This window comes from Taklimakanibacter albus (genome assembly GCF_016595235.1).
Classification (GTDB): domain Bacteria; phylum Pseudomonadota; class Alphaproteobacteria; order Rhizobiales; family Aestuariivirgaceae; genus Taklimakanibacter; species Taklimakanibacter albus.
Genome location: NZ_JAENHL010000004.1, coordinates 568329 through 590276 on the forward strand (window position 1 = coordinate 568329; position 21948 = coordinate 590276).

Consider the following 21948-nt stretch of genomic DNA (forward strand, 5'->3'; position numbering starts at 1 on the left):
AGATAACGTGTGGTTTGAAAAGGCTTTGACTTACCGTTTCCACCGCCATACTAACATGTTAGCATGATAGCCAAAGGAAAATCCTACGATTTTCTGGAGAATATCCGGGGCGAGAAGCGTGGCGGGGCCACCGCCCGGGTCGTCGATGTGCTGCGCAACGCCATCGTGATGCACGCATTCGAACCGGGAGCGCCGCTCGACAAGGCCAGGTTGTGCGAAAAGCTCGGCGTATCGCGTTTTCCGGTCTCGGAAGCCCTCGCCCGCCTGCAGGACCAGGGCCTGGTCGATATCCAGCCGCAGCGCGGCACCACGGTTTCCCTCATCCGGCTGGCGGATGCCCGCGAGAACATGTTCCTGCGCAAGGCGCTGGAGACGGAAGCGGTGCGGGCGCTGGCCGGCGCCACCGACGATCATATTCTCTCTGACCTCAAGGCCAATCTCGCCGCCCAGGAACTGGCGGTGGCGGCCGGCGACAAGCCCGCCTTCCACAAGCTCGATCTCGCCTTCCACGATATATTGCTCACGGCGCTCGGCTTTTCGCGCGTCCGCGCGGTGGTCGAATCGGCGCGTCTCGCCCTCGACCGGGTGCGCGTCCTCCTCGCTTCGCCTTTGCGCCGCGCCCAGACCGTCGAGGAGCATGAGCGCATCGTCGCCGCCCTCGAGCACCGCGACGGTACCGAAGCCGCCCGCGCCATGGGCGATCACCTCGACCAGGTCATGAAGGAGCTCATGTCCTTCGCCAGGCGCGAGCCCGAGCTTTTCACCGACTGGCAAGACTGGAAAACGGACAGGATGTGATGAAGACCAACACCTTCAAGGCGCCTTCGGGGGCGACGATCAAATTCACCGAAATGGGCTTCGGCACCGCGCCCCTCGGCAATCTTCTCGGCACCGTCACGGAGAAAGCGGCGCAGGACACGCTGGAAGCGGCCTGGAAGACCGGCATGCGCTATTACGACACGGCGCCGCTTTATGGCGCCGGCCTTTCCGAGACGCGCCTCAATCACTTTCTGCGCGGCAAGAAGCGCGGCGACTATATCGTCTCGACCAAGATCGGCCGCCTGCTCCAGGTCTGCAAGCCCTCCGAGCGGCTCGGCATCGGCAAATTCTTCGACATCCCATCGCGCCGCGAGATTTATGACTACTCCTATGACGGCGTGATGCGCTCGCTCGACTTCTCGCTGGAGCGGCTCGGCATCGATTCGGTCGAGATCCTCTTCGTGCACGACATCGACATCTTCAATCACGGCACCGCCGCGGCGCGCGACGCGCATGTCGAGACGCTGATGAAGTCGGGCTACAAGGCTTTGGTGAAACTGCGCGACGAGAAGGTGATCAAGGCCTTCGGCGGCGGCGTCAATGAATGGGAAGTCTGCGAGATCTTGGCGAAGCGCGGCGACTTCGACCTGTTCCTGCTCGCCGGCCGCTACACCTTGCTCGAGCAGAAGGCGCTCGACAGCTTCCTGCCGCTCTGCGAGGAGCGCGGCATCGGCATCGTGCTGGGCGGGCCCTATAATTCCGGCATCCTGGCGACCGGCGCCAAGGCCGACGCCGTCTACAACTACAGCAAGGCGCCCAAGAGCATTCTCGACCGGGTGCGCCGCATCGAGGCGGTGTGCAAGCGCCACAAGGTGAAGCTCCCCGAAGCCGCTTTGCGCTTCCCCCTCGCCCATCCCTCCGTCGTCTCGGTCATCCCGGGCGGCGTCACGCCGGACCAGGTCAAGCTCAACGTGAAGACGCTGGCCGCGAAGATCCCCAAGGCCCTGTGGCGCGACCTCAAGGCCGAAGGCCTCCTCGATGCGCGCGCACCGGCGCCGAAATAGCCCGTGCATATTTCCGCGCCAACCTATCTCCGTCATCCCGGCGAACATCCCCTCGCCCCACGCGAGCGGGGAGAGGGAGGGGCTCAACGCGCCAGCGTTGGGAGGGTGAGGGGCATCCCTGTTACCCCTCTTTCAGACCCAACCCAATATCGTCATCCCGGCGAAAGCCGGGATCCAATAAATTCTCACAAAACTGTTGGCGCTGCTCGCCACGCACCCATTCAATGGATCCCGGCTTTCGCCGGGATGACGGACTGAGGCAAACGTCATGATCGTCGATTCACATCAGCATTTCTGGGCCCCGGCGCGCGGCGATTATGACTGGATGGGCACCGGCGATGCGCTCAAGCCCTTGCGCCGCGATTTCCACCCGCAGCATTTCGAGGCCTTCCGCGCCAGGCACGGCATCGACAAGACCGTGCTCGTCCAGGCGGCAGCGACCGTCAACGAAACCGAATATATGCTGGGCCTGGCGGACGCCACCGACTGGATCGGCAAGGTCGTCGGCTGGGTCGACTTCGAGAACCCGTCACACCGGAAGCCTCTCGAACGCCTCGCCCGGCACAGAAAATTCGCCGGCGTCCGGCCGATGATCCAGGATATTCCCGACACGGACTGGATGTTTCGCCCCGATGTGCAATGGGGCTACCAGTCGCTCATCGATCTCGATCTCACTTTCGATGCGCTGGGTTACCCTATCCATCTCGACAACTTCCTGAAGCTTTTCACCCGTTATCCGAAATTGCGCGTCGTCGTCGACCACTGCATGAAGCCGCGCATACGCGACGACGCTTTCGACGACTGGGCGAAGGGCATCGCGAAGATCGCACACGAGACGCAGGCCTTCTGCAAGCTTTCGGGCCTGGCAACGGAAGCCAAGCCTGGCTGGACGGTCGCAACGCTGAAACCCTATGCCGAGCATGTCATCGACGTCTTCGGCCCCGAACGTGTGATGTGGGGCTCCGACTGGCCCGTCCTCGAGCTCAACGGCACCTATGACTCATGGCGCGAGGCGGCCCTGACGATCGTCGGCGACCGCCCCGGCAAGGACACGATCTTCGGCGGGACCGCGGCGAAGTTCTATCGTTTATGAGTAAGGACCTACCCTAGCCACCCTTCCAGCCATCTGACGCCGAAAGCGCCCGGCGCCAAGATCGCGAAGGCCCAGATCAGCGCCGACAGCAGATTGCCGATCATGAAGGGCAGCCGCGGCATCAGGCAGATGCCGGCGATGAGCGGAACAATGGCCCGCAGCGGTCCGAAGAAGCGGCCGATGAAGATGCTCCACACACCCCAGCGCTCGAAGAAGTCATGGCCGTTCATGACGATCTCGGGCCGCCGCCGCAGCGGCCAGAGCCGGACGATGCGCCAGCCGAGCTTCTGGCCGATGACATAGGACAGCCAGTCGCCGAAAAAGGCACCAATCGATGCGGCCAGCCAGACCGGCCAGAAGGCAACGCCGCCGGCGCCGATCAGCGCGCCGATGCCGAGCAGGATCGCCGTCGCCGGCAAAAGCAGCGAGACCACCGCCAGCGATTCACCAAAGGCCAGGAGCCCGACGATGAGAACCGCCCATTGCTGGTTTTCCCGGGTGAAGGCAACGATGATTTGTATTGTCTCGGCCAAGCTCATGATGGGCCGACCCGTAATGACCTTGACGCTGTGACGTCAAAGCAAGCAAAAGTGAAATCGCGTTTCCGGATCGTGATCGCATGCAAGCGGGATCAGAACTGCCCGCTTTCGATCATCGCCTTGATCAGCACCACTTCCATCTCATGCGAGGCAGTGAGACGGCGCCAGCGATCGTCGTCCATCGCCTCCGCGCGCCAGGCGATGAAAGTCAGCACTGACTGTCCGCCATCGAGCCCGACATGCTCGCCCGGCACCACGCGCAGCTGGATGCGCGGCACCAGTTTCTGGGGATCGACGCCCAGATGGTAATCGATGATGAGGCGCTTCTCGTCCGTCTCGATGCGCAGGTGAATGCTGTTGCCGTCGAACAGGCTCGTGCCGCGCACCAGCCCGTCGGCGGCGATCTCGGTCTTCCAGGTGCCGAAGGACCAGCGATGCAGATTCTTTTCATCCGCCATGCGGGCGAAGACGCTGCGGGCTTCAGCCTTCACCACCGCCGAGGTGATATGCGACTGTCCCGCTCTCACGACGCCAGCCCGTAATCCTTCTCGGCCGCCTCGTCGCTGACGAGGCCCGCCGCGATATCGGCCTTGATCGCCGCTTCGCTCCTGGCCTGCGGCCGGCCGAAGCCGCCGCCACCCGGCAGTTCGACCACCAGGCTGTCCTGCGCCGGCACCACATGGTTGCCCTTGTCCTTGAGCTTGGGTCCGCTGCCGAGATAAGCGTTGCCCTTGCGCCCCGGGCTGCCGCCCTCGCGGCCCTGTGCCGGATTATGGATGCGGTCAAAGGTCGCCGCCGAGATGATGAAGGGCTTGTCCTCGCGATTGGCGATCTCGATGATCTGGCCGAGGCCACCGCGATATTCGCCGGCCCCGCCTGAATCGGGCAGATACTGCTTGCGCTTGAAATAGAGCGGGCATTGCGCCTCGGTGATTTCGACCGGGATGGCACCGATGCCCGACGGGAAAGCCGTGGTCGACAACCCATCCTTGTCGGGCCTGCCGCCGATGCCGCCCAGGCCGACATTGGTCACCTGGAAACGCTGCGCCCCCTGCGTCTCCTTGGCCGAGACCTGCTCATGCGCGCTCGACAGCGACAGGATCCAGATGCTGCCGGCGCTTTCCGCCTGCACCTTGCCGGGCAGCGCCTGCGCCAGGCAGCCGAAGGTCGCGTCCGCCAGCATCTGGCCGATGACATGGCGCGCCGTGACCGGGCTCGGCCGGGTCGGATCAACGCAAGTGCCGGCTTCGGTGACGAGGTCGAAACAGGAGAGCGAGCCGATATTATTCGGCACATGCGGCGCGATCACAGCCTTCAGACCGAAGACCGAATAGGCATGTGTATAGGTGCGCGGGCTGTTGATGCCGCGCGTCGAGGCGGGCGATGAGCCGGTGAAGTCGATCGTGATCTTGCCACCCTTGACGGTGACCTTCGACTTGATGACGATCGGCGCCTCATAACCGTCGAGCGGCATCTCATAGGACCATTCGCCTTGCGGCAGCGCTTTTATCGCCTCGCGCGTCGCCTTCTCCGATTGCGTGAGAATATGCTCGGCGAGCTTGTCGATGTCTTTCAGGCCGAATTCCGTCATCATGTCGATGAGACGGCGGGCGCCCGTGTCATTGGCGCTCACCAGCGACAGGAGATCGCCTCGGACCTCGATCGGGTTGCGCGAATTGGCGAGGATGACCGAGAGCAGCTCCTCATTGATCTCACCTTCCTTGCGCAATTTGAGATGCGGAATGAGGGTGCCTTCCTCGAACGACGAGTAAGCACGCGCCGACATGCCGACGCCGCCGACATCGATGACATGACAGGTCGACGCAAAGATCGCCACCGGCTTCTTGCCCAGGAAAACCGGCGTCATCACCACATAGTCGAAGAGATGGCCGGTGCCGAGCCACGGGTCGTTGGTGATGAACACATCACCCGGCCTCATGTCCCTCACCGGATACCACTGGAAGAAATGCTCGACCGCCGTCGCCATGGTGTTCACATGGCCGGGCGTGCCGGTCATCGCCTGGGCCAGCATGCGGCCCTTGGTGTCATAGACGCCGGCGGAGAGATCGCCGGCCTCGCGCGTGATAGTGCCGAAGGCGGTGCGCAGGAGCGACTGCGCCTGCTCCTCGACCACCGCGATGAGCCGGTTCCACATCACCTGGGTGCGGATCGCGGCGAGGGCCTGTTTGGACATCAGCGGCCTCCCTTCACTTTTTCGAGGACGATGTAGCCGAGGCTGTCGAGCTGCGCCTGGAAATGGGCACCGACGAGCGTCGAGGTCTCGTTCTCGGCGATGATCGCCGGGCCCTTGATGCGGGCGCCGGGTTTCATGTCGAAGCGCCAATAGACCGGCATCGAGACGGTCTTGCCGAGCGCCTGGTCATAGACTTGGCGCTGCTTGCGTGGGCTAGGTGCCTTGGCGGCTTTGGGTTTACCGGCGCGCGCCACTTTCGGTGGCGTGGACGCGACCGTCACCGACCAGGTCACCGCCTCGATCTCCATATTGGGGATGATCAGGCCGTACAGCACCTTGTAGAGCTTTTCGAAAGCCTGGCGCAGCTTCGGCCCGTCGGAGGCTTTCAGCGCGCCATCGGGCAGCGTCACGCGGATCTCATGGCCCTGCCCGACATACCGGAAATCGGCGATGCGGATGACGCGCAGCTTTTCTTTTCCGATCGCAGGCGTGACGACGGCACGTGCATCACGCTCCATTGCCTTCAGCAGCGCATTGGCCTTGGCCGCATCGAACTTTTCGACATTGAGCGCCGCGCTGCGGGTGATCTCATAAGCGATCGGCGCCTGCAGGAAGCCGATGGCCGACCCGACGCCGGCACCGCTCGGCACGATAATACGCGAGACGCCGAGCTTCTCCGCCAGCGGACAGGCGTGCAAGGGCGCCGCCCCACCGAACGCGATCATCGTGCAGGCGCCGATATCCTTGCCGCGCTCGATGGCATGGACGCGCGCCGCATTCGCCATGTTCTCTTCGACGATCTCGGTGACGCCCGCCGCCGGCCAGATGCCGTCGAGCTTGAGCGGATCGCCGATCGCCTTCTGCAAGGCGGCCTTGGCGCCCGCCTCGTCGAGCGCCATCTTGCCGCCGGCGAAATAAGCCGGATCGATCTTGCCCAGCGCCACATTGGCATCGGTCACCGCGGGCTCACTGCCGCCGCGGCCATAACAGACGGGGCCTGGCGTCGAACCGGCGCTGTCGGGGCCGACGGTGATGCGGCCGAGCTTGTCGACGCGCGCGATCGAGCCGCCGCCGGCGCCGATCTCCACCATCTCGATGACCGGAATACGCACCGGCCAGCCTGATCCCTTCATGTCGCGATAGGCGCGCGCGATCTCGAATTTGCGCGCCCGTTCCGGCTCGCCATCGGACAAGAGGCAGATCTTGGCGGTGGTGCCGCCCATATCGAAGGAGAGCACCTCATCGAGCGCCAGCTGCCGCGCGATGGTGCTGGCGAGAATGGCGCCGCCCGCCGGTCCCGATTCGACGAGACGGATCGGGAAACGCGCCGCGGTTTCGAGCGTGGTGAGGCCGCCGCCCGACATCATGAGGAAGAGCGGCGCCCTGAATCCACGCCGCGACAGCTCATCGCGCAGGCGCATCAGATAGCCCGCCATCAGCGGCCGCACATAGGCATTGGCGCAGGTCGTCGAGAAACGTTCATATTCGCGGATCTCGGGCGTCACCTCGCTCGACAGACAGATGGTGACGTCACCCAGATGCGGCTGCAGCAGATCGCGCACCCGCTTCTCATGCGCGTCATGCGCATAGGCATGCAGGAAGCCGATGGCGACAGCGCCGACCTGATCCGCCTTCAGCTGCTTCACCAAGGCCGGGATGGCGCTTTCATCGAGCGGCACCAGCACATCGCCATTGGCGGCCAGCCTCTCGCGCAGCATGTAGCGGCGCGTGCGCGGCACCAGAGGCGCCGGCTTGTCGATCATCAGATCGTAATGGTCGAAGCGCTTTTCATAACCGGTCTCCAGCACGTCGCGGAAACCTTCCGTGGTGATGAAGGCTGTCTTGGCGCCCTTGCGCTCGATCAGCGCATTGGTGGCGAGCGTCGTGCCATGGATGAAGACATCGACCGCCTTGGGCTCGAGCTTCGCGTCGGCGAGCACGATGCCGATGCCGTCCAGAACGCCGAGTTCCGGGCTGGCGGTCGTCGTCAGCACCTTGCAGCTGTAGCGGCGTCCCGGTGTTTCCAGGACGATGTCGGTGAACGTGCCCCCGATATCGGCGGCAAGTCGAATATCTTGTTTTGCGGCCATGAAGCTTCCCTAGCTCGGGCCTGAAGATTTCCGCAAGAGCAAATCCCCGTTGCCGCATTATTTTAGATATGAAATAATCCTGCTATGCTCGCCAAGCCGCTCACCGCGAAGGATGCCCAGGCCCTCGATGCCGCCGATCCTCTGGCCGGCATTGCCGGTCTGTTCGAGGCAAAACCCGGCGTCATCTTCATGGACGCCAATTCGATCGGGCCGATGCCCAAGACGGTGCGCGCTTCAGCCGAAGGCCTGCTCGACGACTGGGTCAATTTGCGCCGGCGCGGCTGGAGCAGCCGCGACTGGCTCGACATGCCCTCGAAGCTCGGCGACGCTATCGCGCCCATGATCGGCGCCGATCCGGGCAGCGTGGTCGTGTGCGATTCGACCACCATCAACCAGTTCAAGGCGGTGAGCCACTGCTTAGGGATCAATGCCGCGCGGTCCGTCATTCTGAGCCAGAACGGCAATTTCCCGACCGATGTGCATGTCATCCAGGCCTTGGTCGAAGCTTCCGCGGGCCGCCTCTCCTTGCGTTTCATCGACACCGAGGACGAAGCCGTCGCCGCCATGGGCGACACGATCGCCGTCGCCGCCTTGAGCCATGTCGATTACCGTTCGGGTGAGCGCTGGGACATGAAGCGGGTCACCGGCGCCGCCCATGCCAAGGGCGTGCTGACGGTGTGGGACACGTCGCATTCCGCCGGCGCCGTGCCGGTCGATCTCAAAGGAAGTGGCACCGACATGGCGATCGGCTGCGGCTATAAATATCTCTGCACCGGACCCGGCGGCCCCGCTTATATTTACGCCCGCAACGAGATCGCCGATGCCGTGTGGCCGAGGCTCGCCGGCTGGATGGGCCATGCCGACGTCTTCGGCTTCACGCGCGATTACGTGCCGCATCCGGGCGTCAAGCGCTTCATCGCCGGCACGCCGGCGGTCGCCGCCAATGAGCTGGCCAAGCCGATCCTCGATATCTGGCCGAAGATCGATCCGCAGAAGCTCTGGGCCAGGCACCGCTCGCTGACCGATTTCCTCATTGCTCTCTTGGAGCAGGAATGCGGCCCCTTGGGCGTCGAGGTCACTTCGCCCCGTGATCATGGCCGGCGCGGCGGCAATGTCTCCTTCCGCTCGCCGGGCGCCGGCTCCGTCGTCGAGGCGCTGATTGATCTGGGCGTTGTCTCCTCTTTCCGCAAGCCCGACGCTATCCGCTTCGGGGTCAGCCCTCTTGTCATCTCGCATGCCGACATTCATGAAGCGGTCATGCGTTTGAAGCGCATTCTGAGCGAAAACATCTGGCTTCAGCCCAAATACAAGAAAGTTTCCGTGTGAGCCCACATCCGGTCTACGGACCCAATCCCTTCAAGCTCGGCATCTTCTCGGCCAATGCCGATGGCGGCCTGACGCTCACCACCGTTCCTGAGCGCTGGCAGGCGCGCTGGAGCGACATCACCAGGCTCTGCCGCATGGCGGATGATGCCGGCTTCGAATTCTTCCTGCCGATCGCGCGCTGGAAGGGTTTCGGCGGCACCACCAATTCGCGCGAGCATTCCTTCGAGACTTTCACTTTCGCCTCCGCCCTCGCCGCGATCACCACCAAGATCGGCATCTTCTCGACCGTTCACGTGCCGATGGTTCATCCTGTTTATGCCGCCAAGGCGCTCGCCACCGTCGATCATGTGAGCAACGGCCGCGCCGGCCTCAATATCGTCGCCGGCTGGAACCCCGACGAATTCGCCATGTTCGGCATCACCGCCGAGGCCGAGCGTTATGCCCAGGCGCTCGAATGGTATCAGATCATCAGCAAGATCTATCTCGAGGACAAACCCTTCGACTTCGCCGGCAAATATTATCAGCTGAAGAATGTCTCCGGGAAACCGAAGCCGGTGCAGGGCCCGCGCCCGGTGATGTTCAACGCCGCTTTCGGCCCGCCGGGCCGTGATTTCGCCGCCCAGGCGAGCGACTTCCTGCTCACCACCTTCTCCGACATCGATGCCGGCAAGAGCCACATCACCGACATCACGGCGCGCGCCGAAAAGCTCGGCCACAGCCTCGGCGTCTTCGCCACGGCCCATGTCGTGTGCCGCGCCAGCCAGGACGAGGCGGAAGCCTATTACGAGCGTTACGCGGTGACCGAAGCCGACAAGGGCGCCGTCGATTATCACATGACGCAGAAGCAGAAATTCGCGGGCTCCCATGACGAGGCGACCTTCCGCCTTCATGCCAAACGTTTCGCCGGCGGCGCCGGCACTTATCCGCTCATCGGCACGCCGCGCAAGATCGTCGATGAAATGATCCGCATGCACGAAGCGGGCTTCGCCGGCACCACGGTGTCCTTCGTGAATTACATCGACGAGCTGCCCTTCTTCACCAAGGAAGTGCTGCCTCTGCTGCGCGAGGCGGGGCTCAGGGTGAAGTGATGCGAACACGGGCTGATATCCCCTCTCCCCCTGCGGAGGAGAGGGTTAGGGTGAGGGGGAACCGGCAGGACAGACATGTCGCTTCTAACGCCCGTTCCCCCTCACCTTCCCATTGCTGCGCAATGGGTCCCTCCCTCTCCCCCGTTGGGGGCGAGGGGATGAGAGCAGCGGCATGACCCTCCCCCACGCTTATTTCAACCCGCCGCGCCGGTTGCCCTTCGTGCTGCCGACACCGCCCGCGGGCAAGAAGCTCATTTCGCTCGCCATCAATGAGAGCCCCTATGGCTGCTCGCGCAAGGCCTGGGCCGCGGCCGAAGCGCGGTTTGGCGATCCCAACCGGTATCCCGATCCCTCGAGCGCCGATCTGCGCCGCGCCATCGGCGAGCAATTCGATCTCGACCCCGAACATCTCGTCTGCGGCAATGGCTCGGAAGAGCTTCTCGATGTCGTGGGCCGCATGTTCGTGCGCCAGGGCGATGAGATCATCATGTCGCAATCGGGCTTCTTCCAGTTCGCCGTGGTGGCGGCCCGCCTCGGCGCCGACTTGCGGCGCGCGCCCGAACGCGATTACGTCACCGATGTCGACGCGCTTCTGGCGCTGGTGAGCGAGAAGACCAAGCTCATCTTCCTCGCGGTGCCCAACAACCCGACCGGCGTGCTCCTGCCCGTCGACGAGGTCGTGCGCCTGCACCAGAAACTGCCGCCGACCGTCGTCCTCCTTCTCGATCTGGCCTATGGCGAATATCTCGACAAGGCCGATCTTACCCGCCTGATGCGCTATGGCGCAGAGCACGCCAATATCGTCGTCACCCGCACCTTCTCGAAGGCCTATGGGCTGGCGGCTCTCCGGGTCGGCTGGGCGCTGGCGCCCGACTGGATGACGCCCGGCCTCAACCTCATCCGCGGGGTGGGCAATATCAACGCCATCGCCCAGGCGGCGGCCGCCGCCGCCGTCACCGACCAGGTCTTCGTCGACCGGGTGGTCGCCGAGACCACGGCGGAGCGGGCTTTCATGGCCAGGCACTACACCCGCCTGGGCCTCCATTTCGTGCCCGGTTTCGGCAATTTCCTGTTGACCCGCTTTCCCGACGAAGAAAGCCGGTCAGCCGCCAAATTCATTGACTTCGTCATGCGGGAGGCCGGCATATGGCTGCGTCCGGTGGGTGAGCCGGGTTTTCCCAATTGGAGCCGTATAGGCCTCGGCAACCGGGTCGAAAACGAGCTTCTGATCGGGCTCTTCGAGAGGTTCCTGAAATGAGCTAGCAGGCTCATCGGGGCCAAAGTAATATGGGCAACTTAAAACCAGGGAGGAAATAATGAAGAAATCTATCGTAATGGCGGCTGTGGCGGGTTTGCTCGCCTCGACCGCCATGGCGCAGGCGGAGGACGTCAAGGTCGGCGCGCTCATGGACGTGACCGGCCCCTTGGCGAGCTTCATCCCGCCATTGATGAATGCCGCCAATTTCGCCATCAAACATGTGAATGATGGCGGCGGCCTGCTCACCGGCAAGGCCGTGCTCGTCGTCGGCGACAGCCAGGCCGCCTCGCAGCCGGCGGTCGACGCCGCCAACAAGCTGGTCAATGTGGAGAACGTGCCGATCATCATGGGCGCGCTCGCTTCCGGTTCGACCATCGCCGCCGCCACCGCGGTGACGATCCCGGCCGGCGTCGTGCAGATTTCGCCGACCGCCACGTCCCCTTCCATGACCGACATGAAGGACGGTGATCATCTCTTCCGTCTCGTGCCGAGCGACAACTACCAGGGCGAAGTCCTGACCAAGATCGTGCTCGCCGAAGGCATCAAGAAGGTCGCCATCACCTATGTGAACAACGACTATGGCGTCGGCATCGCCACCACTTTCAACGAAGCCTTCAAGAAGGCGGGCGGTGAGGTGACAGCCTTCGAGAAGCATGAGGACAAGAAGAACTCTTACCGCTCCGAGATCGCCACCCTCTCCAAGGGCAAGCCGGAAGCGCTCGTCGTCATCGCCTATGCCTCTGGCTCGGGTTCGAAAATCGTCAAGCAGGCGATCGAAGGCGGCTTCTTCTCGCGCTTCATCGGCACCGACGGCCTGCGCGACGACCAGCTCATCAAGGAAGTGGGCGCCGACGCGCTGAAGGATTCCTTCTTCTCGGCGCCGACCTCGCCCGACAAGAACGACGCCTCGGCGAAGCTGCATGAGATGTTCAACGCCGAATACAAGGAAGGCGCCGACAAGCCTTTCGTCGATCAGACCTATGACGCGACCTTCCTGGCAGCGCTCGCCGTCGAAAAGGCGGGCTCGACCGACCGCACCAAGATGAGCCAGGCTCTGCGCGATGTCGCCTCGGCCCCCGGCGAGGTCATCGGCCCCGGCGAATGGGCCAAGGCCAAGGAGCTGATCAAGGCCGGCAAGGATATCAACTATGAAGGTGCCGGCGGCTCTTACGAGTTCGACGCCAATGGCGACGTGACCGGCTATATCGGCAAGTTCGTCGTCGATGGCGAGACCTATAAGCAGATCGCCATTTTCCAGTAATTGCACATCAGCGCCGAAGGGCTCCGCCAAAGCGGGGCCCTTCGCCTTTCTGTAGACAGACGGCTTGTGATCACGCTCGAAAACATCGTCATGCGCTTCGGCGGCCTCGCGGCCGTCGATGATGTCAGCTTTGCCATCGGCAAGGGCATCATCACCGGGCTCATCGGCCCCAATGGCGCCGGCAAGACGACGCTGTTCAACATCATCGCCGGCAGGCTCTTCCCGACATCCGGCCGCGTGCTGCTCGAAGGTGATGACATCACCCGGCTGCCTCCGCATGAGCGCAGCCACAAGGGCCTCGCCCGCACCTTCCAGATCCCGCATGAATTCGGCGCCTTGACCGTGCTCGAAAATCTGATGGTCGCCGGCGATACATCGCGCGGCGAGAACGCCTTCAACGCCGTGCTGCGCCGGGGCCTGTTCCTGCGCGAGGAGCGCGCCGTTTATGAGCGCGCCCGCGACACGCTCGACTTCCTCGAGCTTTCCCATGTGAAGAGCGAAAAGGCCGGCAATCTCTCGGGCGGCCAGAAGAAGCTGCTCGAGCTCGGCCGCAGCCTGATGCGCGAGCCGCGCCTCATTCTGCTCGACGAGATCGGCGCCGGCATCAACCGCACGCTCCTCGGCAAGATCGCCGAGAAGATCAAGCGCCTCAATGAAGAGCGCGGCTTCACCTTCTGTCTCATCGAGCACGATCTCGATTACGTCTCTAAGCTCTGCTCGGATGTCATCGTGATGGCGCAGGGCAAGGTCCTCACCCGCGGCACCATTGACGAGGTGCGCCACGACGAGCGGGTCATCGAGGCTTATTTCGGCGGCGGCAAATATGAGGTCGGCACATGAGCCCCCTCCTCGCCATCGACGGTCTCACCGCCGGCTATGGCGGCCTGCCGATCATCGACAACATCAATCTCCTGGTGGCGCAGAAGGAGATCATCGTCGTCATCGGCCCGAATGGCGCCGGCAAATCGACGGTGCTCAAATCGGTCTTCGCCCTCACCAGCATCCTTTCAGGCTCGATCCGTTTTGCCGATCAGGAGATTGCGGGCATCGCCACCCAGAAGCTGGTGCCGATGGGTATCTGCGCCGTGCCGCAGACGCGCAATATCTTTCCCTCGCTAACCGTCAGGGAGAATCTCGATATCGGCACCTACGCCGCTCCGCCGCGCAACCGGGCCCAGGTCGAGGAAGGCGTGCTCACCCTTTTCCCCGACCTGAAGCAGAAGCTCGACCAGCCCGCCGGTGAACTATCGGGCGGCCAGCGCCAGATGGTGACCTTGGGCCGCGCCCTCATGAGCGAGCCCAAATTGCTGCTGCTCGATGAGCCGACCGCTGGCCTCTCACCCGCTTATCTCGAGCGCATCTTCGATCTGATCCTCGCCATCCGCCAGACCGGCATCACCATTTTGATGGTCGAGCAGAATGCCAGGCAGGCGCTCAGCATCGCCGACCGCGCTTATGTGCTGGTCAATGGCCGCAACTTCGCCTCCGACACCGGCGCCAACCTCCTCGCCAATGACGAGATCCGCCGCTCTTTCCTGGGAGGCAGCCGCCCGTCATGATGAAGGACTTCGCGAAGCTCACACAGAATTTCCCGTTCTCCCGTCCGAAGGATGGGAGAAGGTGGCCGACAGGCCGGATGAGGGCTCTTTCGCGTCATCAAACTAATCTCAAAGAGTATGTCTTGCAAAACCAAAGAGCCCTCACCCGCCCTTCGGGCACCCTCTCCCATTGCTTCGCAACGGGAGAAGGGGAAAAACGGGGATCGCTCCCATTATGATGGAGTTCATCAACTTCTATCTCATCCCCGGACTGGCGCTCGGGTCGATCTATGCCTTGGGCGCCATCGGTATCTCGATGATCTTCGGCATCTTGCGCTTCGCCCATTTCGCCCATGGCGATGTGATGACGCTCGGCGCCTATGGCACGCTGACCGCCGTCTGGACCTTGGGGCTTCATCCGCTGCTGGCGCTCCCTGTCGGCATCGTATTTGCCGTGTTGTCCGTGCTCGCCGTAGACAAGGTCTTCTACAAGCCGCTGCGCGAACTGCCGACCATCTATACCGTGATCGCCTCTTTCGGCGTGGCGCTGATCTTCCGCTCGCTCATTCAACTCGTCTGGGGCTCGCAGAACGAGGTGTTCATCCGCGGTGTGCAGAAACCTGTCGTTCTCTTTGATTTATTGAGGGTTTCACTGCTCCATCTGGAAGCCATTGCGATCATCGTCGGGGTCGCGATCGCCCTCCATTATTTCCTCTCGCGCACCCAGACCGGTCGTTCGATGCGCGCGGTCTCCGACAATGCCGAGCTCGCCCGCGTCGCCGGCCTCGACACTGAGAAAGTCGTGCGGGCCACCTGGATCATCGGCGGCAGCCTCGCCGCCATCGCCGGCGTGCTCGCCGGCCTCGACACCAACATCCAGCCTAATCTCGGCTGGAATCTGATCCTGCCGATGTTCGCCGCCGCCATATTGGGCGGCATCGGCAAACCCATGGGCGCGCTTTTGGGCGGCATGGTCATCGGGCTGGTCGAGGAGCTCTCGTCCTATCCCTGGCTCACCGACGAGCCCTTGATCAATCCGAGCTACAAGACGGCGACCGCCTTCCTGATGATGGTGATCCTGCTCATCTTCCGCCCGCAAGGCCTGCTCAAGGGGAGGCTCTTCTGATGGATCCGGTAGGTCTTCTTTTCTTCCTCGTCGGCTTCCTCATCATGGCCGGCATCTATGCTATTCTCTGCCTCGCCCTCAATGTGCAATGGGGCTATGGCGGCTTGTTCAATGCCGGCATTGCCGGCTTCTTCGCCGTCGGCGCTTATACATCGGCCCTCCTCACCGCCGCCCCGGCGCCGACGCATCTCGGCGGCTTCGAGCTTCCCGTCCTGGTCGGCATCATCGCCGCCGCCGTGACTGCCGGCCTCACCGGCTGGGCCGTCGCCAAGATCTGCATCAGGCTCAAGAGCGATTATCTCGCCATGGCGTCGATCGGCATCGCCGAGATCCTGCGCATGGTGATCGTCAATGAGGACTGGCTGACCAATGGCAGCCTCGGCATCACCAATATCCCGCGGCCCTTCGACGGCCTGCTTCAGGGCCGCGAGGCGGATATTCTTTTCCTGGCTTTCGTGTGGGTGATCGTCGCCATCGTCTATCTCGTCTGCAACCGGCTTTATGACAGCCCGTGGGGCCGCACTTTACGTGCGGTGCGCGACAATGAAGACGCGGCGCGCGCCGTCGGCAAGGATGTCGACTCTTTCCGGCTGCAGACTTTCGTCATCGGCGCGGCACTCATGGGCGTCGCCGGCGCCCTCAGTGCCCATTACTTCCGCTTCCTCTCGCCCGAGGCGACCGAGCCTCTCCTCATCACCTTCCTGGTCTGGGTGATGCTGATGGCGGGCGGCAGCGGCAACAACAAGGGCGCCATCATCGGCGCGCTGTCAGTATGGGCCATCTGGTCGTTGACCGAGATCGTCACCAACCGCCTGCCGGCCGAGTTCGCCACACGTTCGTCCTATATCCGCATGTTGCTGATCGGCTTATTATTGCAATTCGTTCTGCAGAAATACCGCTCAGGACTCCTGCCCGAACGTTCGCCCGGCATCGCTTTCGACAAGGACAAAGACAAGACTCATGGCTGACTGGATCAAACGCTTCTCGCTCACCGGCAAGGTCGCTCTCGTCACCGGCGCCACCAAGGGCATCGGCTTCGATGTCTGTAAAGTGCTGGCCGATGCCGGCGCCGATATCGCCGCCGTCGGGCGCGATGCGGCCGGCCTCGCCGAGGTGAAGCAGGCGGTCGAAGCGCTGGGGCGCAAATGCGTCACCATCGACGCCGATCTCGCCAGCACCGAAGGACCGGTCGCGGCGGCACGCACCGCACTGCAGAGCTTCGGCACCATCGACATCCTGGTCAACAATGCCGGCATTGCCCTGATCGACAATCTGCTCGAGGCCTCGATCGAGGACTGGGACAAGACCATGGCGGTCAATCTCCGCGCCCCCTTCCTTCTCGCGAGGGAACTGGCGCCCAAGATGATCGCCCAGCGTTCCGGCAAGATCATCAACATCTCGTCGCAGGCCGGCGTCGTCGCCCTCGACGGGCATGCCGCCTACTCCTCATCGAAGGGCGGCCTCAACATGCTGACCAAGACGATGACCTGCGAATGGGCGAAGCACAACATCCAGTCCAACGCCATCTGCCCGACCGTCATCCTGACGCCGATGGGCGAGCAGGTCTGGGGCGACCCGGCCAAGGGCAAGCCGATGCTCGACAAGCTGCCGCTCGGCCGTTTCGGCAAGCCGCAGGAAGTGGCCGACCTCGTGCTTTATCTCGCCTCCCCGGCGTCCGACCTCATCTGCGGTGAGACGATCCTGATCGATGGCGGGTTCACCGCGCTTTAGGGTGCAGCGCGTTTGGTCCGATCTATGGAGCGCGCCCAGCGGAAAGCATCAACGGATGAGTTTGATGCTGAGAGGAAATTTGCCGCGCGCCTGCAGAGGTTTGAAGCTGCCGTCGATACGGCCGAGCCGGATCAGCCCTTGCGACCAGCGGTAGCCGGCGTAAAAGAGCGCGAGATTGCCCCACGGCGCATAATAACAGACATCACCGGGCCGTTCGCTGTCGAACGGACCGCTGCCGTCTTCGGTGAGCTTACGCGGCAGATAGCTGATCTTCTCATTGTTCGCATAGTTGTCGATCGTCAGATCATCTAACGGCAGCATTGCCGCGAAGTCTCGCGCGGATGGATTGTCCTCCAGCGTCGCCGACATTGTAAGATTATTGAACGATAGGCGAATCTTCATGGCGCCCGATCCTTGTGCGTAGCTGCGCCCAATCTGGACGAGACTGAACGGCGTGGTCACGGCGGCTAGGATAGTGACCTGGAATGCCGTCCGGCGCGTGATGAGGCCAGAAGTCATTTTACCCCCTTCCGGCTATCCTGCGCCGCGGCGGCTGCCGCAAGCCCTGCCCCCACCAAGAGGACAGCACTGAGCGCCGACGGACTCCACCATCCGATATGGTCGAACAGGAGGCCCCCTATCGCCGCACCGAGCGTGATCGCCAGCTGAATGATGGCGACCTGCAAACCGCCTCCGGCTTCGGCATCGTCGCTGAGCGTGCGGCTGAGCCAGATACCCCAGCCAACCGGAGCAGCGGTTCCAAAGAAACCCCAGCCGAACAGCAGGATCGCGACGGGGATCGGCATCGATCCCAGCACCATCAGTGCGCTCGCCAAGAGAGCCATGACCAGGGGTATGGCGATGACGATACTGTAGAGCCGTGTCTTGAGGAGATGGCCGACGACCCAGGTACCGGCGACGCCCGCGATCCCCATCAGAAGCAGGATCGCCGAAAGCGCCGAAATGCTGACTCCGGTGACGGTTTCAAGGACCGGACGCAAATAGGTGAACAGTGCAAATTGCCCCATGAAGAGCATGAGGATCGAAGCCATGCCGAGTGCCACCTGACGGCGCGCGAGCAGTTTGAACACATTGCCAGACGTCCTGCGCCCTCGCGGCGGCAGCGAAGGCATGCCGATCCATTGCCAGACCAGCCCGAGCAGCGCCAATGGCACCACCAGGAAAAACGCGCCGCGCCAGCCGACATAATCGCCGAGCAGGCTTCCCAATGGAGCCGAGATGGTTGCGGCGATGGCGTTGCCGGCATTGATCATGGCAAGCCCCTTGGGCACCGCGTCCTCAGGCACGAGGCGCATGACGATCGCGGTGGACATTGACCAGAAGCCGCCAATGGCGACCCCGAGCAGGGCACGACCGATCATCAGCACAGCATGATTGGGCGCGAATGTCACGGTGAGACCGGAAATCACGAGAAGGAGAGAAAACGAAGCCAGCACGAGCTTGCGGTCGACGCTCCGCGCGAGATCGGCGACGAACACGCTGGTGACCATCGCGAAGATGCCGGAGATCGAGATCGCCTGACCGGCCTGGCCTTCCGAGATTCCGAGATCCGTGGCAATCGGCGTCAGGAGACTGACCGGCATGAATTCGGACGCGATGAGGACGGCCACGCAGAGCGCCATCGAGAACACCGCTCCCCAGGCGGCGCCTCGATCAGCCGCGGTCTTCTCGTCGTACGTTGTATGCATAATTCACTTTCGCAGCAGGGCGGCCGTATGGCCTCTCAATGAGTGGCCAGGAACTCGATGATGGCCCGTCGTTCCGCCGCATTGGTGAAGCGCTGTGTCATGCGCGTGCCACGGATCATCGCGGTCGGATTGGCGAGATAGGCGTCAAGTTTCTCGTCGTTCCAGGTTATGCCGGACGCGCGGAGAGCCGGCGAATAGTTGAAGCCTTCAATGCTGCCGGCTGCGCGGCCGTGAATGGCCTGCAGATGAGGCCCGACACCATTGCGGGCTGCGCCGATCTGGTGGCAGGCGCCGCAACGTTGCTGAAAAAGCCTCTGGCCGGCGGTCACATCCACCTCCTGTGCAAAAGTCACACCCGCTCCCGCGACGCCAAGAGCCAGCATGAACAATCCGACAAATCCCCTCCTCACCCTTGCATCTCCTTGAAATCGATCTTGGACAGAGGCAGGCTCCGTATCCGTTGGCCGGTCAGCGCCGAAACCGCATTGACCACTGCGGGTGGAACACCCGGCAGGCCCGGTTCGCCGACGCCGCCCATGGGGGCGCCGCTTTCCACGATCCGAACATGCACGCGGGGCATCCGTTCAGGCGTCAGAATGGAATATCCGTCATAGTTTCGCGCCCGCGGTATACCGTCGATGTAAACGACCTCCTCGAGCAAGGCGGATGAAAGGCCAAGCGCGGCGGCCGAGGCCACCTGCGCTTCGATGATGGCGGGATTGACGATGCTGCCGGGATCGATCGCCACCCAGACATCGTGAACCACGACCTCTCCATCCCTGATCGACACTTCCGCGATCGTCGCCACCTCGCTGCCGAAAGGCGAAGCCATGGCGACGCCGCGTGAGCGCCGTGTGCCGTCCTCCGCCGTGAACGGCCCGCGCCGCCACCCGCCCGAAAGATCGGCGACGGCCTCCAGTAGATTTTTATGGCGCGGACTGTCGGCAAGCAGCAACCGGCGCAGCTCATAGGGATCCTGCTGTCCGGCATCGGCCATCTCGTCGAAGAAGGTCTCGTAGAAGAAGTCGTTCATCGAGTGGCCGACCGAACGCCAGAAGCCGATGATCGCCGGATCATCGACATGAACTTGGCCGATGCGCCGATTGGGGATCGCGTAAACTTTTCCGGCAATGCCTTCGACCGCGGAACTGTCGACCTTGTCGGGCTGACGGCCGAACCAGCGGCCAGTCGGGCCTTCACCCACCGCCACCGCGTCCAACGCCGCCGGCAATCCATTGGCCTCGAGACTCGCGCGAAATCGGACAGCCCCCATCGGTCTCAGCGTGTCGCGCAGGAATTCCTCCTCACGGCTCCAGACCAGTTTGACGGGCCGCCCCGCCGCCTTGGCAAGCAGGATCGCCTGCGGAAACGGGTTGGCCGTCTGATAGAGGAAATGCCGGCCGAAGAAACCACCGAGTATGGGCGAATGTATGAAGACTTTTTCCGGCGCGATGCCGGCCACTTTGGCAGCCTCGGCCTGGAACATCTCCGGTGCCTGGTTTGGAACCCACAGCTCCAGCGAACCATCGGCGTTCCAGCGGGCCAGCGCTGACGGCGGCTCCAGCTGGCCATGCACCAGATAAGGAGCGTCATATGTCGCTTCGATCACATGCTGGGCGCCGGCGAGCACGCCCGCCGCGTCTCCGAACGTCTCGAAAACCACTCCTTCTCCCGGCGTCGCCTTCAGCTTCGCCATATGGGCATCGGATGAAAATGCCGCCGGCATCGCATGCGCGGTTCCGGCAGCGGGCTCGGTCCAGGTCACTTGCAATGCTTCGACGGCGCGGCGCGCCCGCCACCAGCTATTGGCCAATATCGCGACAGCGCCGGGCAGCCGGTGAAGGGAATGAACCCCAGGCATCGCGCGGACTTCCGCTTCATTCGCCAGCAGGCCCGGCTCGCCGCCGAGACGCGGACTGTGCTGGACAGCTCCATGCAGCATGCCGTCGACCTCGAGGTCGACGGCATAACGCGCCTTGCCGGTCGATTTGTCGCGAACATCCAATCGGGCGACCGGTTTCCCGATCCAGCGGAAATCGGAACGGGCGCGCAGCGCGACATCATTCGGCACCGGCAGTCGAGCAGCCGCATCGGCGATCTCGCCATATGAGACCGTCCGGCCCGACGAACCATGCACGACACGCCCCTGATCTGTTGAAAGCTCAGCCACGGGCAGATTGAGCCGGGTAGCCGCCGCCTGGAGCAGCATCAGGCGCGCCGACGCGCCGAGCTTGCGCATTGTCTCGTAGCTCATGCGCACGGACATGCTGCCGCCTGTAAAGCGCCCACCGCCGATCAGCAGATAATCGGGACCGGGAGGAGCACCTTCGACCACGAATTGCGTGGGATCGACATCCAGCTCCTCACCGACGATCTGCGCCATGGCGGTGAAGATGCCTTGTCCCCCTTCGATGAAGGGGCTGCGGAAGAGCACTGTGCTGTCGGGGCGGATTTCCAGAAAGGCGCGAATACGTGTGCCGGGCGCGATTGAGGCATCGGCTGCCTGCGCCCTGGCGCGTGCAGCGGGAAGCGAGACGCCGAGCAGCAACGCGCCGAGCGACACGCCGAGGAAACCGCGCCTGGACAGATTCAAAGGCCGTCCATGCTGGTCGTCGTCAAGGACGTCCGCGGAGAGAGGAGTCATGTCGTTCATCGCGTCCCCCTCAAGCCTGGCTGGCGTGCCGGACGCCGGCAGCGATTGCATTGTAGGTCCCGCAGCGGCAGAGATTGACCATCGCACCGGCGATGTCCTCATCGCTCGGCTGCGGATTCTGCTTCAGCAGCGCCGTCGCCGCCATGACCTGGCCTGACTGGCAGTAGCCGCATTGCGGTACCTGATTGGACACCCATGCTTCGACGACCTTGCGGCCTACCGGATCCTCGGCAATCGCTTCGATCGTCATGATCGAAGCGCCCACAACGCTTTCGACCGGCGTGACGCAGGACCGTGTGGCCTGGCCGTCGATCAGCACGGTGCAGGCGCCGCACTGCGCCAGTCCGCATCCGTATTTGGTGCCGGTCATTCCGAGCTCGTCGCGCAGGACCCAGAGCAGCGGCGTATCCGCCTCGATGTCGACCTGATGTTGGGAACCGTTGATCGTCAGATCCATGGCGTCTCCTCCTGGTTTGCTGGTGCAAGCATGGCCAGCGGCGTGGCCATGGTCCGGAAGAT

Annotated in this window: 21 protein-coding genes; 12 read left to right on the plus strand and 9 right to left on the minus strand. The window is 63.3% G+C overall.

Features of this window, described 5'->3' with window-relative positions:
* Nucleotides 1-63: 63 nt before the first annotated feature.
* From JHL16_RS04065 to JHL16_RS04075, 3 genes are all read left to right on the plus strand, one after another.
* Nucleotides 64-798 (plus strand): GntR family transcriptional regulator, encoded by a 735-nt coding sequence (locus JHL16_RS04065; RefSeq protein WP_200183599.1) that lies wholly within the window; start codon nucleotides 64-66, stop codon nucleotides 796-798.
* Nucleotides 798-1823, plus strand: a complete 1026-nt coding sequence (locus tag JHL16_RS04070; protein ID WP_200183600.1) for an aldo/keto reductase — start codon at nucleotides 798-800, stop codon at nucleotides 1821-1823. Before JHL16_RS04065 ends, JHL16_RS04070 begins: the two co-directional genes overlap by 1 nt.
* A 268-nt stretch (nucleotides 1824-2091) precedes the next feature.
* Nucleotides 2092-2916, plus strand: coding sequence for an amidohydrolase family protein (locus JHL16_RS04075; protein WP_200183601.1), 825 nt, complete (start codon nucleotides 2092-2094; stop codon nucleotides 2914-2916).
* Nucleotides 2917-2924: 8 nt separating this feature from the next.
* Here the strand turns inward: JHL16_RS04075 and JHL16_RS04080 are convergent, their stop codons facing one another.
* The 4 genes from JHL16_RS04080 to JHL16_RS04095 all read right to left on the minus strand — a co-directional run bounded on the left by JHL16_RS04080 (nucleotide 2925) and on the right by JHL16_RS04095 (nucleotide 7739).
* Nucleotides 2925-3455, minus strand: a complete 531-nt coding sequence (locus tag JHL16_RS04080; RefSeq protein WP_200183602.1) for a DedA family protein — start codon at nucleotides 3453-3455, stop codon at nucleotides 2925-2927.
* Between the two features lie 92 nt (nucleotides 3456-3547).
* Nucleotides 3548-3982, minus strand: coding sequence for a hypothetical protein (locus tag JHL16_RS04085; RefSeq protein ID WP_200183603.1), 435 nt, complete (start codon nucleotides 3980-3982; stop codon nucleotides 3548-3550).
* Nucleotides 3979-5649 (minus strand): hydantoinase B/oxoprolinase family protein, encoded by a 1671-nt coding sequence (locus JHL16_RS04090; protein WP_200183604.1) that lies wholly within the window; start codon nucleotides 5647-5649, stop codon nucleotides 3979-3981. Before JHL16_RS04090 ends, JHL16_RS04085 begins: the two co-directional genes overlap by 4 nt.
* Nucleotides 5649-7739, minus strand: a complete 2091-nt coding sequence (locus tag JHL16_RS04095) for a hydantoinase/oxoprolinase family protein (RefSeq protein WP_200183605.1) — start codon at nucleotides 7737-7739, stop codon at nucleotides 5649-5651. Before JHL16_RS04095 ends, JHL16_RS04090 begins: the two co-directional genes overlap by 1 nt.
* Nucleotides 7740-7823: 84 nt before the next feature.
* Here JHL16_RS04095 and JHL16_RS04100 point away from each other — a divergent pair, with 84 nt between their 5' ends.
* The 9 genes from JHL16_RS04100 (at nucleotide 7824) to JHL16_RS04140 (ending at nucleotide 17067) form a co-directional block, all read left to right on the plus strand.
* On the plus strand, nucleotides 7824-9065 hold the full coding sequence (locus JHL16_RS04100) for an aminotransferase class V-fold PLP-dependent enzyme (RefSeq protein ID WP_200183606.1): 1242 nt from the start codon (nucleotides 7824-7826) through the stop codon (nucleotides 9063-9065).
* Nucleotides 9062-10153 (plus strand): LLM class flavin-dependent oxidoreductase, encoded by a 1092-nt coding sequence (locus JHL16_RS04105; protein WP_200183607.1) that lies wholly within the window; start codon nucleotides 9062-9064, stop codon nucleotides 10151-10153. Before JHL16_RS04100 ends, JHL16_RS04105 begins: the two co-directional genes overlap by 4 nt.
* A 172-nt stretch (nucleotides 10154-10325) precedes the next feature.
* The gene (locus JHL16_RS04110; RefSeq protein ID WP_200183608.1) at nucleotides 10326-11411 is read left to right on the plus strand and encodes a pyridoxal phosphate-dependent aminotransferase; all 1086 of its coding nucleotides are present in this window, start codon (nucleotides 10326-10328) and stop codon (nucleotides 11409-11411) included.
* Nucleotides 11412-11469: 58 nt separating this feature from the next.
* Nucleotides 11470-12672: an ABC transporter substrate-binding protein gene (locus JHL16_RS04115; RefSeq protein ID WP_200183609.1), complete on the plus strand. Its 1203-nt coding sequence runs from the start codon at nucleotides 11470-11472 to the stop codon at nucleotides 12670-12672.
* Between the two features lie 66 nt (nucleotides 12673-12738).
* On the plus strand, nucleotides 12739-13512 hold the full coding sequence (locus JHL16_RS04120) for an ABC transporter ATP-binding protein (RefSeq protein WP_348647164.1): 774 nt from the start codon (nucleotides 12739-12741) through the stop codon (nucleotides 13510-13512).
* On the plus strand, nucleotides 13509-14231 hold the full coding sequence (locus JHL16_RS04125; RefSeq protein ID WP_200183610.1) for an ABC transporter ATP-binding protein: 723 nt from the start codon (nucleotides 13509-13511) through the stop codon (nucleotides 14229-14231). Before JHL16_RS04120 ends, JHL16_RS04125 begins: the two co-directional genes overlap by 4 nt.
* A gap of 214 nt (nucleotides 14232-14445) precedes the next feature.
* The gene (locus JHL16_RS04130) at nucleotides 14446-15336 is read left to right on the plus strand and encodes a branched-chain amino acid ABC transporter permease (protein ID WP_200183611.1); all 891 of its coding nucleotides are present in this window, start codon (nucleotides 14446-14448) and stop codon (nucleotides 15334-15336) included.
* Nucleotides 15336-16304 (plus strand): branched-chain amino acid ABC transporter permease, encoded by a 969-nt coding sequence (locus tag JHL16_RS04135; protein ID WP_200183612.1) that lies wholly within the window; start codon nucleotides 15336-15338, stop codon nucleotides 16302-16304. The genes JHL16_RS04130 and JHL16_RS04135 overlap by 1 nt, the downstream gene beginning before the upstream one ends.
* Nucleotides 16297-17067 carry an SDR family NAD(P)-dependent oxidoreductase gene (locus JHL16_RS04140; RefSeq protein WP_200183613.1) on the plus strand — a complete coding sequence of 257 codons (771 nt, stop codon included), beginning with the start codon at nucleotides 16297-16299 and terminating at the stop codon, nucleotides 17065-17067. Before JHL16_RS04135 ends, JHL16_RS04140 begins: the two co-directional genes overlap by 8 nt.
* 48 nt (nucleotides 17068-17115) lie before the next feature.
* Here the strand turns inward: JHL16_RS04140 and JHL16_RS04145 are convergent, their stop codons facing one another.
* Genes JHL16_RS04145 through JHL16_RS04165 form a run of 5 tightly spaced genes read right to left on the minus strand, consistent with a single transcriptional unit; the run spans nucleotide 17116 to nucleotide 21886 of the window.
* Nucleotides 17116-17586, minus strand: coding sequence for a cyclophilin-like fold protein (locus tag JHL16_RS04145; RefSeq protein WP_246770756.1), 471 nt, complete (start codon nucleotides 17584-17586; stop codon nucleotides 17116-17118).
* Nucleotides 17583-18776 (minus strand): MFS transporter, encoded by a 1194-nt coding sequence (locus JHL16_RS04150; protein ID WP_200183614.1) that lies wholly within the window; start codon nucleotides 18774-18776, stop codon nucleotides 17583-17585. Before JHL16_RS04150 ends, JHL16_RS04145 begins: the two co-directional genes overlap by 4 nt.
* A gap of 35 nt (nucleotides 18777-18811) precedes the next feature.
* Nucleotides 18812-19159 carry a c-type cytochrome gene (locus tag JHL16_RS04155; protein ID WP_200183706.1) on the minus strand — a complete coding sequence of 116 codons (348 nt, stop codon included), beginning with the start codon at nucleotides 19157-19159 and terminating at the stop codon, nucleotides 18812-18814.
* 23 nt (nucleotides 19160-19182) lie between these two features.
* Nucleotides 19183-21429 carry a xanthine dehydrogenase family protein molybdopterin-binding subunit gene (locus JHL16_RS04160; protein ID WP_200183615.1) on the minus strand — a complete coding sequence of 749 codons (2247 nt, stop codon included), beginning with the start codon at nucleotides 21427-21429 and terminating at the stop codon, nucleotides 19183-19185.
* A 10-nt stretch (nucleotides 21430-21439) separates the two neighbouring features.
* On the minus strand, nucleotides 21440-21886 hold the full coding sequence (locus tag JHL16_RS04165) for a (2Fe-2S)-binding protein (protein ID WP_200183616.1): 447 nt from the start codon (nucleotides 21884-21886) through the stop codon (nucleotides 21440-21442).
* Nucleotides 21887-21948 lie beyond the last annotated feature (62 nt).

Coding starts and splice junctions, on each gene's coding strand:
- JHL16_RS04065 (WP_200183599.1), top strand. CDS start 64: ATGATAGCCAAAGGAAAATCCTACGATTTTCTGGAGAATATCCGGGGC.
- JHL16_RS04070 (WP_200183600.1), top strand. CDS start 798: ATGAAGACCAACACCTTCAAGGCGCCTTCGGGGGCGACGATCAAATTC.
- JHL16_RS04075 (WP_200183601.1), top strand. CDS start 2,092: ATGATCGTCGATTCACATCAGCATTTCTGGGCCCCGGCGCGCGGCGAT.
- JHL16_RS04080 (WP_200183602.1), bottom strand. CDS start 3,455: ATGAGCTTGGCCGAGACAATACAAATCATCGTTGCCTTCACCCGGGAA.
- JHL16_RS04090 (WP_200183604.1), bottom strand. CDS start 5,649: ATGTCCAAACAGGCCCTCGCCGCGATCCGCACCCAGGTGATGTGGAAC.
- JHL16_RS04095 (WP_200183605.1), bottom strand. CDS start 7,739: ATGGCCGCAAAACAAGATATTCGACTTGCCGCCGATATCGGGGGCACG.
- JHL16_RS04100 (WP_200183606.1), top strand. CDS start 7,824: ATGCTCGCCAAGCCGCTCACCGCGAAGGATGCCCAGGCCCTCGATGCC.
- JHL16_RS04110 (WP_200183608.1), top strand. CDS start 10,326: ATGACCCTCCCCCACGCTTATTTCAACCCGCCGCGCCGGTTGCCCTTC.
- JHL16_RS04115 (WP_200183609.1), top strand. CDS start 11,470: ATGAAGAAATCTATCGTAATGGCGGCTGTGGCGGGTTTGCTCGCCTCG.
- JHL16_RS04125 (WP_200183610.1), top strand. CDS start 13,509: ATGAGCCCCCTCCTCGCCATCGACGGTCTCACCGCCGGCTATGGCGGC.
- JHL16_RS04130 (WP_200183611.1), top strand. CDS start 14,446: ATGATGGAGTTCATCAACTTCTATCTCATCCCCGGACTGGCGCTCGGG.
- JHL16_RS04135 (WP_200183612.1), top strand. CDS start 15,336: ATGGATCCGGTAGGTCTTCTTTTCTTCCTCGTCGGCTTCCTCATCATG.
- JHL16_RS04140 (WP_200183613.1), top strand. CDS start 16,297: ATGGCTGACTGGATCAAACGCTTCTCGCTCACCGGCAAGGTCGCTCTC.
- JHL16_RS04145 (WP_246770756.1), bottom strand. CDS start 17,586: ATGACTTCTGGCCTCATCACGCGCCGGACGGCATTCCAGGTCACTATC.
- JHL16_RS04150 (WP_200183614.1), bottom strand. CDS start 18,776: ATGCATACAACGTACGACGAGAAGACCGCGGCTGATCGAGGCGCCGCC.
- JHL16_RS04155 (WP_200183706.1), bottom strand. CDS start 19,159: ATGCTGGCTCTTGGCGTCGCGGGAGCGGGTGTGACTTTTGCACAGGAG.
- JHL16_RS04160 (WP_200183615.1), bottom strand. CDS start 21,429: ATGAACGACATGACTCCTCTCTCCGCGGACGTCCTTGACGACGACCAG.
- JHL16_RS04165 (WP_200183616.1), bottom strand. CDS start 21,886: ATGGATCTGACGATCAACGGTTCCCAACATCAGGTCGACATCGAGGCG.